Raw genomic sequence first — 11552 nt, 5'->3', positions numbered from 1 at the left:
TGCGGTCCAGTGGGCATCCATAGTGGGGCATCCATTGGGGGGACTGGGGGGTTGCTCTATGGGAGTGCGGCTCATGGTGGTCGACGACCACCGGTTGCTCGCGGAGGCGCTGGCCTCCGCGCTGAAACTGCGCGGCCACCGGGTGCTGGCCGCGGCGGCGCCGGCGGCGGGCGCGGCGGAGCTGGTGATCACACGGGCACCCGAGGTGTGCCTGCTCGGTACGGCGACACCGGCCGAGCCGGGCATCTTCGACCCGGTGGTGCGGATCAAGAAGGAGCGGCCGCAGGTCGCGGTGCTGGTGCTGGGCCCGGTGCCGTCCCCGCGGGGCATCGCGGCGGCCTTCGCCGCGGGCGCCTCCGGATACGTACGGCACGACGAGCGGATAGAGGGCGTCGAGCGGGCCATCATGAAGGCGCGGGCCGGGGAGGCCGCCGTGGCCCCCGCCCTGCTCCAGGGCGCGTTCGGCGAACTCCTCAACCCGGCCGCCCAGCCCGACGACGAGGGTCAGCGCCTCCTCCAGATGCTCACCCCGCGAGAGGTCGAGGTCCTGGTCCGCGTCGCCGACGGCGAGGACACCCGCCTCATCGCCGCCGGCATGGGCATCGCCCCCAGCACAGCCCGCACCCATGTGCAGAGGGTCCTGATGAAACTGGGCGTGGGATCGAGGCTGGAGGCGGCGGCCCTGGCGGCAAGGACAGGCCTACTGGACAGGGCGGGCCCTCTCAACGGCGGAACTGAAGCGCCCCGATAGGGGCGCGGGACTGTATCGATGTGCGGCTGTCGCCGCGTGGGCGCGCTCAGCCCCCACGCACCCGCAGGCGACAAACGACCTACTCCGCTTCTTTCTCCTCCTCCGCAGGAGGAAGCGGCGGCGGCGTGGGACGCAACTTCAGCCACGCCAGGAAGAACACCCCGAGCAACAGCATTCCGATGCCCGTCCACAGGTTGATGTTGATCCCCTGCGCCTTGTCGATCTCGGCCTGCGAGTCGGTGATCCCGGTGATCGTGACGATGATCCCGTACACGACGAACAGCCCGCCGATGATCCGCCGCAGGTCGAAGATCCGCGCGGCGGTCGTGGACCTGCTCTCCAGCTCCGTGACCTCACGCTGGACGTCCTGCTCGGAGTAGTGGAACCCGGAGTGCTCCGAGTGCCCGGAGTCGTCGGTCATGGTTTCTCCATCCTCCCGCGACCGGGACTAGAACGAGAACGGGATGTAGCAGAGGGCGGCGATGATCACGGCGCCCCAGCCGAGCAGCGCCGGCCGGCGGTACCAGGCCTCGTCGCCGGGCGCGGGCGCCTCGGTCATCCCCGGGGACGTCGTGCCGTAGACGAGCCCCGCGAGCTCCGCGTCCGGCTTGGGCGCGGTGAACAAGGACACGATCACCATCACCACCGCGCCGGCGACGAAGCCGGCGATCGCGGAGACGAAGTTGGCGCCCTGGTCGGAGGGGATGCTGATGATGTCCTTCTTGTAGAGGACGAAGTAGTTGACCATCGCGGTCACCGTCCCCGCGAGCAGCCCCCAGAAGCCGGATTTCGCCGAGGCGCGCTTCCAGAACATGCCGACGATGAAGACGACGAACATCGGCACGTTGAAGAAGGAGAACAGCGTCTGGAGGTAGCTCATGATGTTCGAGAAGGACGACGCGAGGAACGCCGTCCCGACGGACGCGCAGACGCCGATCACGGTGATGAGGCGTCCGAAGCGCACGTAGTACGCGTCCTCCCGGCCCCTGACCACGTACTTCGCCCAGATGTCGGTGGTGAACACGGTGTTGAAGGACGACACGTTGGCCGCCATGCCGGCCATGAAGGCCGCCAGCAGACCGGTCACCGCGATGCCGAGCACGCCGTTGGGCAGCAGCTGTGACATCAGGTACGGGATCGCGTCGTTGTACTGGAGTCCGGACGCGGACGTGCCGATGTTCGGCACCAGCGCGGCGGCGACCAGGCCCGGGATCATCACCAGGAAGACGATGAAGATCTTCGGGTAGGCGGCGATCAGCGGGGTGCGCTGGGCGGCGGAGAGGTTCTTCGCCGACAGGGCGCGCTGGACCTCGGCGAAGTTCGTCGTCCAGTAGCCGAAGGAGAGCACGAAGCCGAGGCCGAGGACGATGGTCAGCCAGTTCGCGCCGAGCGGGTTGGCGGAGCCGATGCCGGTGCCGCCCCAGGCGGTCGTGAAGTTGTGGCCGTGGGTGGCGGTGAGCTTGTCGACCAGGCCGTCCCAGCCGCCGGCCTTCTTCAGGCCGAGCACGGACAGCGGGATGAGGGCGGCCAGGATCACGAAGAACTGGAGCACCTCGTTGTAGATGGCCGAGGAGAGGCCGCCGAGGGTGATGTACGCCAGCACGAACGCGCCGGCCACCACGATCGCCACCCACTGCGGCCAGCCCAGCAGCGCCTCGACGACGATCGCGAGGGCGTACAGGTTCACACCGGCGATCAGAATGGCCGCGAAGGCGAACAGGATCGAACTCAGCAGGTGTGCGGCTCTGTCGAAGCGGAGCAGCAGCATCTCGGGGACCGAGCGCACCTTGCTGCCGTAGTAGAAGGGCATCATCACCAGGCCGAGGAAGACCATGGCCGGAATGGCGCCGATCCAGTACCAGTGCACGGTGTACGCGCCGTACTGCGCGCTGTTCGCGGCCATGCCGAGGATCTCGGTGGCGGCCAGGTTGGCCGAGATGAACGCGAGGCCGGTGATCCACGCGGGCAGCGACCGTCCGGAGAGGAAGAAGTCGAGGCTGGTCTTCACCGAGCGGCGGGCCGCGAAGCCGATGCCCAGGACCACGACGAAGTAGATCGCGAGGATCGTGTAGTCCAGGCCGTTGGTGGGGAGCCGGAGCTCCGCCGCGAGGTATGGGGGGGATGTGGGGGCATTTGTGGGGTTCTGCACCCAGTAATTCAACACTTTCGTTGTCTCACCTTGATTGATTGCGATGTTGACTGACCTGGTGAGTTGTGTTTTGGTGTGTTCGGTTCTGTTTGATGATTGGCTGACTCGAACAACGCTCGATTTTCGGGAGTCCGCAGTGAAGAAGACCTCGACCCGACTGGCCGACGGTCGCGAGCTCATCTACTACGACCTGCGCGACGACACCGTGCGGGACGCGGTGGACCGCCGCCCGCTGGAGCGGACGCACACCACCTCGGAGATCCGCCGCGACGCGCTGCTCGGCGACCAGGTCGCCATCGCCTCGCACCGGCAGGGCCGCACCTACCACCCGCCGGCCGACCAGTGCCCGCTGTGCCCGACCCAGGGCGAGCGGCTGAGCGAGATCCCGGACTCGTCGTACGACGTGGTGGTCTTCGAGAACCGTTTCCCCTCGCTGGCGGGCGACTCCGGGCGCTGTGAGGTGGTCTGCTTCACCTCGGACCACGACGCGTCCTTCGCGAGCCTCACCGAGGAGCAGGCGGGGCTGGTCCTCGACGCGTGGACCGACCGGACCTCGGAACTGTCGCATCTCCCCTCCGTCGAGCAGGTGTTCTGCTTCGAGAACCGCGGCGAGGAGATCGGCGTGACGCTCGGTCACCCGCACGGCCAGATCTACGCCTACCCGTTCACCACCCCGCGCACCGCGCTGATGCTGCGTTCACTCGCGGCCCACAAGGAGGCGACCGGCGGCGAGAACCTGTTCGACGCCGTCCTGGAGCGTGAACTCGCCGGCGAGCGGGTCGTCCTTGAGGGTGAACACTGGGTCGCCTTCGTGCCGTACGCCGCGCACTGGCCCTACGAGGTCCACCTGTACCCGCGGCGCCGGGTCCCCGACCTGCTCGGCCTCGACGAGGCGGCACGCTCAGAGTTCCCCCAGGTTTATCTGGAACTCTTGAGGCGCTTCGACCGTATCTTCGGTGAGGGTGAACCTCCCACGCCCTACATCGCCGCCTGGCACCAGGCGCCGTTCGGGACGCTGGAGGAGTTCGACGGTGTCACGCGCGACGACTTCGCGCTCCACCTCGAGCTTTTCACCATCCGCCGAACGTCCGGCAAGCTGAAGTTTCTCGCGGGTTCCGAGTCCGGCATGAGCGTGTTCATCAACGACGTGCCGCCGGAGCGCGCGGCCGAGCGACTGCGAGAGGTAGCGAGTTGATGAAGTACCTGGTGACGGGCGGAGCGGGTTACGTCGGCAGTGTGGTCGCCCAGCACCTGCTGGAGGCGGGCCACGAGGTCACCGTCCTCGACAACCTCTCCACCGGCTTCCGCGAGGGCGTCCCCGCGGGCGCCGCCTTCGTCGAGGGCGACATCCGCGACGCCGCCAAGTGGCTCGACTCCTCCTACGAGGCGGTGCTGCACTTCGCCGCCTTCTCCCAGGTCGGCGAGTCGGTCGTGAAGCCCGAGAAGTACTGGGACAACAACGTCGGCGGCACCATGGCGCTGCTCGCCGCGATGCGCGAGGCCGGCGTCCGCAAGCTGGTCTTCTCCTCCACGGCGGCCACCTACGGGGAGCCGGAGGAGGTCCCGATCGTCGAGACCGCCCCGACGCAGCCGACGAACCCGTACGGCGCCACCAAGCTCGCCGTCGACCACATGATCACCGGCGAGGCCGCCGCCCACGGCCTGGGCGCGGTCTCCCTGCGCTACTTCAACGTGGCCGGCGCCTACGGCGCGCAGGGCGAGCGGCACGACCCCGAGTCGCACCTGATCCCGCTGGTCCTCCAGGTCGCCCAGGGCCGCCGCGAGGCCATCTCCGTCTTCGGCGACGACTACCCGACGCCCGACGGCACCTGCGTCCGCGACTACATCCACGTCGCCGACCTCGCCGACGCCCACCTGCTGGCCCTCACGGCCGCGCGGCCCGGCGAGCACCTGATCTGCAACCTGGGCAACGGCGAGGGCTTCTCCGTCCGCCAGGTCATCGAGACCGTCCGCCAGGTCACCGGCCACCCGATCCCCGAGGTCGTGGCCCCCCGCCGGAGCGGCGACCCGGCCGTCCTGGTCGCCTCGGCGGCCACCGCCCGCGAGAAGCTGGGCTGGAACCCGACCCGCGCGGACCTCGCGGGGATCGTCGCGGACGCCTGGGAGTTCGCTCAGCACATCGCAAGGGAGCAGTAAGTGGGGGCACAGCAGGTGCACGACGGTTTCGTGGAGCTCTACGGAACCGCGCCCGACGGCGTCTGGTCGGCGCCCGGCCGGGTCAACCTGATCGGCGAGCACACCGACTACAACGACGGCTTCGTGATGCCGTTCGCGCTGCCGCACGTGACGACGGCCGCGGTCGCCCGCCGCAGCGACGGCGTGCTGCGCCTGCATTCCTCGGACATCGAGGGCGGGGTCGTCGAGCTCGCCCTCGACGCCCTGGAGCCCGGCACCGACCAGGAGTGGACGGCGTACCCGGCGGGCGTGGTCTGGGCGCTGCGCGAGGCCGGCCACCCGGTCACCGGCGCCGACGTCCACCTCGCCTCCACGGTCCCGACCGGCGCCGGCCTGTCCTCCTCCGCGGCCCTGGAGGTGGTGATCGCCCTCGCGCTGAACGACCTGTACGAACTGGGCCTGCAGCGCTGGCAGCTGGCCCGGCTGTGCCAGCGCGCGGAGAACGTCTACGTCGGGGCGCCGACCGGCATCATGGACCAGACCGCGTCCGCCTGCTGCGAGGCCGGTCACGCCCTGTTCCTGGACACCCGCGACCTCTCGCAGAGGCAGATCCCCTTCGACCTCGCGGCCGAGGGCATGCGGCTGCTGGTCGTCGACACCCAGGTCAAGCACGCCCACAGCGGCGGCGAGTACGGCAAGCGCCGTGCCGGCTGCGAGAAGGGCGCGGCCCTGCTCGGGGTGGACGCCCTGCGGGACATCCCCTACGACGAGCTGGACGCCGCGCTCGACCGCCTCGGCGACGAGGAGGAGGTACGGCGCCTGGTCCGCCACGTCGTCACCGAGGACCAGCGCGTGGAGCAGGTGGTGGCCCTCCTGGAGGCGGGCGACACCCGCGCGATCGGCCCGGTCCTCACCGCGGGCCACGCCTCGCTGCGCGACGACTTCCGGATCTCCTGCCCGGAGCTGGACCTGGTCGTCGACGCCGCCCTGGCCTCCGGCGCCCTGGGCGCCCGGATGACCGGCGGCGGCTTCGGCGGCTCGGCGATCGTCCTCGCCGAGGCGGCCGACGTGGACACGATCACCAAGGCGGTCGAGGAGGCCTTCGCGGCCGCCGGCTTCAAGGCGCCGAGGACGTTCGAGGCGGTGCCGTCGGCGGGCGCCCGCCAGGAGGTCTGAGCCTCAGCCCAGGCGCTTGGTCAGCGTGTACTCCGTGATCCCCGGCGGATAGTCGGGGATCACGCACACCACCTCGTAGCCCTGCTTCTTGTAGAACTCCGGGGCCTGGAAGTCCCAGGTCTCCAGCCGGGCCGCGGTGCAGCCGCGGTTCCGCACGGCGATGCGCTCCGCCCGGGACAGCAGCCGGCCGCCCAGCCCCGCGCCGCGGTGGCGGCCGTCCACCCACAGGTACGTGACGTGCAGCCAGGACGTCCAGGTGTGGCCGACCAGTCCGCCCGCCAGTTCGCCGGAGCGCTCGTCCATCGCCCAGACGTGCAACGGCACTTCGCGTTCGCCGGGCGTGCCCCGCAGGGCCGCGAGGACCGGGGACGCCGCTGTGTTCGTGTTCCGCAACCGTGTGCGGAGGAGATCTCGCCGTTCCTTGTCGACTTCCGCCTCAATACGAAACATGCGGCACACCATAAACGCGTCGGCCGGGCAGTTCTGCAAATTGCCTTCCGCTCTGGGCCCCCGGCCGTACTCTGAGGAGCGGTACCGGTGGGGGCCGGTGCTGATCAGGGGGCGAGACAAGTCGGGTACGACGCCCGCGGTGGGGGTAGCAGTTCAGGCACGGCGGCGGCCGTGCGGTTCCGTCCTCCCGTGGGTGTCGTATCCGCGTGGTTGGCCGTTCTGAGGACCTTGGGGTATCCCCTGCTCGTAAGGAGCTTGGGGGAGGGGGTTACGTGGTTCGTATTCGAGTTCTGGTCGTCGACGACCACCGCATCTTCGCCGAGTCGCTCGCCGCGGCCCTGGCCGCAGAGCCGGACGTCGACGTCTCCGCGGCCGGCAGCGGTCCCGCCGCGCTGCGCTGCCTGGAGCGTGCGGTCGCCGAGGGCCGCCGCTACGACGTGCTGCTCGTCGATGCCGACCTGGGCGGTCAACTGCCCGTCGGCCGCCCGGCCGTGCCGGTGCAGGAGGGCAACGAGGACGGCATCGTGGACGGGATATCGCTGGTCGCGGGCGTCCGCTCGGCCCAGCCCGCCGTCCGGATCGTGGTTCTCGCCGAGAAGGACGACCCCCGGCGCGCGGCCCTGGCCCTGCAGGCCGGCGCCTCCGGCTGGGTCGCCAAGGACTGCTCGCTCTCCCGCCTGCTGAACGTCATCCGGGGCGTGCTGCGCGACGAGACCCATCTGCCGCCGGCCCTGCTCACCGGTGTGCTGCGGGAGCTGACGGCCGCCCGCAAGCACCGCACGGAGAGCGAACGGCTGGTCGAGTCCCTCACGCCGAGGGAGCGGGAAGTGCTCCGGTGCATGGTGGCGGGCCTGGGGCGCAAGGCGGTCGCCGAGCGCCTGTTCCTGTCCCCGCACACCGTCCGTACCCATATGCAGAACGTCCTCGGCAAGCTGGGCGTCCACAGCACCCTGGCCGCGGTCGCGCTCGCGCGCCGGGCCGGGGTGGGGCCGGTCGACCTGGGGCCCACCGGGCGGATCATGTCGGAGGAGAGCAGCAGCGCCTGATCGACGCCGGTGAGCGACAGCGCCCCCAAGGGGGCGCTGGGGGTACCGCCGGCCGAAGGCTGGGGGAGGAACTGCGCGACCAGCCACGACGAAGCCGCGGACGCCGACGGCCCATCGCGGCACGACCCAAGCGGCTCTCCCAGCGGAGCGCCTAGCCGGGGATGTTGTCGAACGGCGCGGTCAACTGGCGGAGCAGTCCGGCCAGTTCGCCGCGCTGGGCGCGGGAGAGCTCCGCGAGGATCGCCCGTTCCTGGGCGAGGAGTCCGGCCAGGGCCTGGTCCGCGCGGTCCTGGCCCTCCTCGGTCAGCCGCACCAGCACACCGCGCCGGTCGCTGGGGTCCGGCAGCCGCTCCACCAGGCCCTTCTTGGTCAGCCGGTCGATCCGGTTGGTCATCGTGCCCGAGGTGACCAGGGTCTGCGTCAGCAGCTGCCCGGGGGAGAGCTGGTAGGGCGTGCCCGCGCGCCTGAGCGCGGTCAGCACGTCGAACTCCCAGGGCTCCAGGCTGTGCTCCGCGAAGGCCAGCCGACGTGCCCGGTCCAGATGCCGGGCCAGCCGGCTCACCCGGCTGAGCACCTCAAGCGGTTCCACGTCGAGGTCCGGGCGCTCCCGGCGCCACGCAGCCACCAGCCGATCGACCTCGTCCTCCATGACGATCAGTGTAGTGGTTGTGTCGACGTGAAGTCTCTTGATGTCGAGTCTCTTGACATCAAGAGAAGTCGCCGGGGAAGGTGGAGCACATGACGACTCCCGCCTGGGACCCCGCCCAGTACCTCCGGCACGCCGGCCACCGCGCCCGCCCCTTCATCGACCTCCTCGCCCGCGTTCCCGACCTGCCCGGACGGCCCCCGGTCGTCGCCGACCTCGGCTGCGGCCCCGGCAACATGACCGCCCTGCTCGCCGACCGCTGGCCCGCCGCGCACATCACCGGCTACGACAACTCGCCGGAGATGCTCGACAAGGCGCTCGTCGAGTACGAGGGCCCCACGGCCGGCGGCGGCCGGCTGGACTTCTCCCACGCCGACGTCCGCACCTGGGCGCCCGAGCGGCCGTACGACCTGATCATCAGCAACGCCACGCTGCAGTGGGTCCCCGGGCACGCCGAGCGCTTCGCCGACTGGATCGACGCCCTCGCCCCCGGCGGCACCTTCGCCTTCCAGGTCCCCGGCAACTTCTCCGCCCCCAGCCACCGGCTGATGCGCACCCTCGCCCACTCCGCCCGCTGGCACGACCGCCTCGCCGAGACCCTCCGCCACGACGACGCCGTCCTCACCCCCGGGGCCTACCTGGAGCGGCTGACCGCCCTCGGCTGCACCGCCGACGTCTGGGAGACCACGTACCTCCACCTGCTCACCGGCGAGGACCCGGTCCTCGACTGGGTGAAGGGCACCGGACTGCGCCCGGTCCTCACCGCCCTCGCCGACGATCCGGCCGCCCGTGACGCGTTCCTCGCCGAGTACCGGGCCGCGCTGCGCGAGGCCTACCCGGCCGGCCCGCACGGCACCCCGTTCCCGTTCCGGCGCGTGTTCGCCGTGGCCCGGAAGGGGAAACACTGATGCTCGCCGCCCTCGATCATGTCCAGCTGGCATCGCCACCGGGCTGCGAGGACCTGCTGCGCGCGTACTACGTCGACGTACTGGGCATGACCGAGGTGCCCAAACCGCCCGCGCTCGCGGCGCGCGGCGGCTGCTGGTTCCGGGCGGGGGCCGTGCACCTGCACCTGGGGATCGAAAGGGACTTCCGTCCTGCGCGCAAGGCCCACCCCGGGCTTCGCGTCACGGGCATCGGGGCCTACGCCGACCGGCTCGAAGCGGGCGGCGCCCCCGTCACCTGGGACCACGACCTCCCCGGCCACCGCCGTTTCTACTCCGAGGACCCCGTCGGCAACCGCCTGGAGTTCCTGGAACCCCTCGCCTAGGCCTTCCGGTGGCCTATCAGCCGCGGCTTCTGCTCCAGGCCGTCCAGGCCGTGCCAGGACAGGTTCACCAGGTGGGCGGCGACCTCCGCCTTCTTCGGGCGGCGGACGTCCAGCCACCACTGGCCGGTCAGCGCGACCATGCCTACCAGCGCCTGCGCGTACAGCGGGGCCAGCTTGGGGTCGAAGCCGCGGGACTTGAACTCGCGGCCCAGGATGTCCTCCACCTGGGTGGCGATGTCCGAGATGAGGGACGCGAAGGAACCGGTCGACTGGGGGATGGGGGAGTCCCGGACCAGGATCCGGAAGCCGTCCGTGTACTCCTCGATGTAGTCGAGGAGGGCGAAGGCCGCCTGCTCAAGGAGCTCCCGCGGATGCCCGGCGGTGAGGGAGCTGGTCACCATGTCCAGCAGCCGGCGCATCTCGCGGTCGACCACGACCGCGTACAGCCCCTCCTTGCCGCCGAAGTGCTCGTACACCACCGGCTTGGAGACCCCGGCCTTCGCCGCGATCTCCTCCACCGAGGTGCCCTCGAACCCCTTCGCCGCGAAGAGGGTGCGACCGATCTCCAACAGCTGCTGGCGACGCTCCGCCCCGGTCATACGGGTGCGACGCGCCCGCCGCTGCTTGCTGTCGGGACTGGGGGTGCTGGAGTCGGTCGCCACGCCGTCAATCATGCCGCCTTCGCGGCCTCCGCCCCCTGCCGGGAGCCGCTGTCGTCGCTGTTACGGCGCGAATCGATACGTGAGCGTGACGGCCAGCGCACGTCGTACGCCCAGCCCAGCTGCTCGCACCAGCGGATGATCCGCGCGGAGGAGTCCACCTGGCCCCGCTCCACACCGTGCCGCGCCGAGGTCGGGTCGGCGTGGTGCAGGTTGTGCCAGGACTCGCCGCAGGACAGCACCGCCAGCCACCACACGTTGCCCGAGCGGTCGCGCGACTTGAACGGCCGCTTGCCCACCGCGTGGCAGATCGAGTTGATCGACCAGGTCACATGGTGGAGCAGTGCCACCCGCACGAGTGAACCCCAGAAGAACGCGGTGAACGCGCCCCACCAGGACATCGTCACGAGCCCGCCGATCAGCGGGGGCAGCGCCAGCGACAGCATGGTCCAGTAGATGAACTGCCGGGAGATCATCCGGATCGCCGGGTCCTTGACCAGGTCGGGCGCGTACTTGTCCTGCGGGGTCCGCTCCTCGTCGAACATCCACGCGATGTGCGCCCACCAGAGGCCCTTGAGCAGCGCCGGCACCGTCTCGCCGTACCGCCACGGCGAATGCGGGTCGCCCTCCGCGTCGGAGAACTTGTGGTGCTTGCGGTGATCGGCCACCCACCGCACCAGGGGCCCCTCCACCGCCATCGAGCCCGCGACGGCCAGCGCGATCCGCAGCGGCCGCTTCGCCTTGAAGGAGCCGTGGGTGAAGTACCGGTGGTAACCGATCGTGACGCCGTGACAGCCCAGGTAGTAGAAGAACACCAGCAGGCCCAGGTCGAGCCAGCTCACGCCTCCCCAGCTCCACGCCAGCGGCACCGCCGCCAGCAGCGCGAGGAACGGCACGACGATGAACAGCAGCAGGGTGATCTGTTCGAGCGATCCCTTCCGCTCGCCGCCCAGGGTGGCGGACGGGACCGGGCCGTCCGCCTTCCGGGGGTCTTCGATCACATCGGAACTAGACGAGGTCATGCGCGTCCCCTGTGGGGTCGAGGGTTGAGAGAGGTGCCGATCCGCGGCGACCGAACGGGACGATAGAGGTCCTTCCCTACGGTTCCGTAACCTACGGCGACGTAAGTATGGCAGCGAGGCGTCTCACAGCAAGAGCCCGACAGCCTGCGCGTCCTCATGGACACCTATCCTTGAAGTCGGTCGGACAGCGCGGTCCGCTCTGTTTCCTTCCCGGATGTCCGGCCCGTATGCGGGGCACGCACGCCAC

The 11552-nt window shown here is 70.4% G+C and carries 13 protein-coding genes; 7 read left to right on the top strand and 6 right to left on the bottom strand.

All coding sequences use genetic code 11. The features are described from left to right. Positions 1–58 precede the first annotated feature (58 nt). Entirely contained in the window at positions 59–751 is a 693-nt protein-coding gene (locus tag ACFZDK_RS37100) for a response regulator transcription factor (RefSeq protein WP_365694041.1), read from the top strand. A 79-nt stretch (positions 752–830) separates the two neighbouring features. Here ACFZDK_RS37100 and ACFZDK_RS37095 read toward each other — a convergent pair whose 3' ends face one another. After that, a complete protein-coding gene (locus ACFZDK_RS37095) occupies positions 831–1172 on the bottom strand; it encodes a hypothetical protein (RefSeq protein ID WP_390978978.1) in 342 nt (113 codons plus the stop codon). Positions 1173–1199: 27 nt separating this feature from the next. Next, complete coding sequence (locus ACFZDK_RS37090; protein ID WP_390978976.1) at positions 1200–2900, bottom strand: sodium/solute symporter; 1701 nt, start codon at positions 2898–2900, stop codon at positions 1200–1202. Between the two features lie 136 nt (positions 2901–3036). Between ACFZDK_RS37090 and galT the strand changes: the two genes are divergently transcribed. The 3 genes from galT to galK are packed head-to-tail and all read left to right on the top strand — an operon-like array spanning position 3037 to position 6212. Continuing rightward, complete coding sequence (galT, locus tag ACFZDK_RS37085; RefSeq protein ID WP_390978974.1) at positions 3037–4095, top strand: galactose-1-phosphate uridylyltransferase; 1059 nt, start codon at positions 3037–3039, stop codon at positions 4093–4095. Beyond that, positions 4095–5057 (top strand): UDP-glucose 4-epimerase GalE, encoded by a 963-nt coding sequence (galE, locus tag ACFZDK_RS37080; RefSeq protein ID WP_390978972.1) that lies wholly within the window; start codon positions 4095–4097, stop codon positions 5055–5057. The genes galT and galE overlap by 1 nt, the downstream gene beginning before the upstream one ends. Continuing rightward, positions 5058–6212, top strand: a complete 1155-nt coding sequence (gene galK, locus ACFZDK_RS37075; protein ID WP_390978970.1) for a galactokinase — start codon at positions 5058–5060, stop codon at positions 6210–6212. 3 nt (positions 6213–6215) lie between these two features. Here the strand turns inward: galK and ACFZDK_RS37070 are convergent, their stop codons facing one another. Continuing rightward, positions 6216–6674: a GNAT family N-acetyltransferase gene (locus ACFZDK_RS37070; protein WP_390979163.1), complete on the bottom strand. Its 459-nt coding sequence runs from the start codon at positions 6672–6674 to the stop codon at positions 6216–6218. Positions 6675–6934: 260 nt separating this feature from the next. On the opposite strand from ACFZDK_RS37070, the gene ACFZDK_RS37065 reads away from it, so the two are divergent. After that, positions 6935–7708 (top strand): response regulator transcription factor, encoded by a 774-nt coding sequence (locus ACFZDK_RS37065; protein ID WP_355708682.1) that lies wholly within the window; start codon positions 6935–6937, stop codon positions 7706–7708. Positions 7709–7859: 151 nt separating this feature from the next. Here ACFZDK_RS37065 and tamR read toward each other — a convergent pair whose 3' ends face one another. Further along, complete coding sequence (gene tamR / locus ACFZDK_RS37060; protein ID WP_390978968.1) at positions 7860–8357, bottom strand: MarR family transcriptional regulator TamR; 498 nt, start codon at positions 8355–8357, stop codon at positions 7860–7862. Between the two features lie 89 nt (positions 8358–8446). On the opposite strand from tamR, the gene ACFZDK_RS37055 reads away from it, so the two are divergent. Both ACFZDK_RS37055 and ACFZDK_RS37050 read left to right on the top strand, forming a co-directional pair. Next, positions 8447–9262: a trans-aconitate 2-methyltransferase gene (locus ACFZDK_RS37055; RefSeq protein ID WP_390978966.1), complete on the top strand. Its 816-nt coding sequence runs from the start codon at positions 8447–8449 to the stop codon at positions 9260–9262. After that, positions 9262–9624 carry a glyoxalase gene (locus tag ACFZDK_RS37050; RefSeq protein ID WP_390978964.1) on the top strand — a complete coding sequence of 121 codons (363 nt, stop codon included), beginning with the start codon at positions 9262–9264 and terminating at the stop codon, positions 9622–9624. Before ACFZDK_RS37055 ends, ACFZDK_RS37050 begins: the two co-directional genes overlap by 1 nt. Here the strand turns inward: ACFZDK_RS37050 and ACFZDK_RS37045 are convergent. Together ACFZDK_RS37045 and ACFZDK_RS37040 are read right to left on the bottom strand one after the other, a co-directional pair. Continuing rightward, positions 9621–10298 (bottom strand): TetR/AcrR family transcriptional regulator, encoded by a 678-nt coding sequence (locus tag ACFZDK_RS37045; protein ID WP_355708689.1) that lies wholly within the window; start codon positions 10296–10298, stop codon positions 9621–9623. The two genes, ACFZDK_RS37050 and ACFZDK_RS37045, sit on opposite strands and share 4 nt — an antisense overlap. Further along, complete coding sequence (locus ACFZDK_RS37040; RefSeq protein WP_390978962.1) at positions 10295–11305, bottom strand: fatty acid desaturase; 1011 nt, start codon at positions 11303–11305, stop codon at positions 10295–10297. The genes ACFZDK_RS37045 and ACFZDK_RS37040 overlap by 4 nt, the downstream gene beginning before the upstream one ends. Between the last annotated feature and the right edge of the window lie 247 nt (positions 11306–11552).

The sequence above is a fragment of the Streptomyces sp. NPDC007901 genome (assembly GCF_042959465.1).
Classification (GTDB): domain Bacteria; phylum Actinomycetota; class Actinomycetes; order Streptomycetales; family Streptomycetaceae; genus Streptomyces.
The sequence above is the reverse complement of the archived record's forward strand: the minus strand, read 5'-3'. Positions and strand labels throughout refer to the sequence as shown.

Coding starts and splice junctions, on each gene's coding strand:
- ACFZDK_RS37100 (WP_365694041.1), top strand. CDS start 59: ATGGGAGTGCGGCTCATGGTGGTCGACGACCACCGGTTGCTCGCGGAG.
- ACFZDK_RS37095 (WP_390978978.1), bottom strand. CDS start 1,172: ATGACCGACGACTCCGGGCACTCGGAGCACTCCGGGTTCCACTACTCC.
- galE (WP_390978972.1), top strand. CDS start 4,095: ATGAAGTACCTGGTGACGGGCGGAGCGGGTTACGTCGGCAGTGTGGTC.
- ACFZDK_RS37070 (WP_390979163.1), bottom strand. CDS start 6,674: ATGGTGTGCCGCATGTTTCGTATTGAGGCGGAAGTCGACAAGGAACGG.
- tamR (WP_390978968.1), bottom strand. CDS start 8,357: ATGGAGGACGAGGTCGATCGGCTGGTGGCTGCGTGGCGCCGGGAGCGC.
- ACFZDK_RS37055 (WP_390978966.1), top strand. CDS start 8,447: ATGACGACTCCCGCCTGGGACCCCGCCCAGTACCTCCGGCACGCCGGC.
- ACFZDK_RS37050 (WP_390978964.1), top strand. CDS start 9,262: ATGCTCGCCGCCCTCGATCATGTCCAGCTGGCATCGCCACCGGGCTGC.
- ACFZDK_RS37045 (WP_355708689.1), bottom strand. CDS start 10,298: ATGATTGACGGCGTGGCGACCGACTCCAGCACCCCCAGTCCCGACAGC.
- ACFZDK_RS37040 (WP_390978962.1), bottom strand. CDS start 11,305: ATGACCTCGTCTAGTTCCGATGTGATCGAAGACCCCCGGAAGGCGGAC.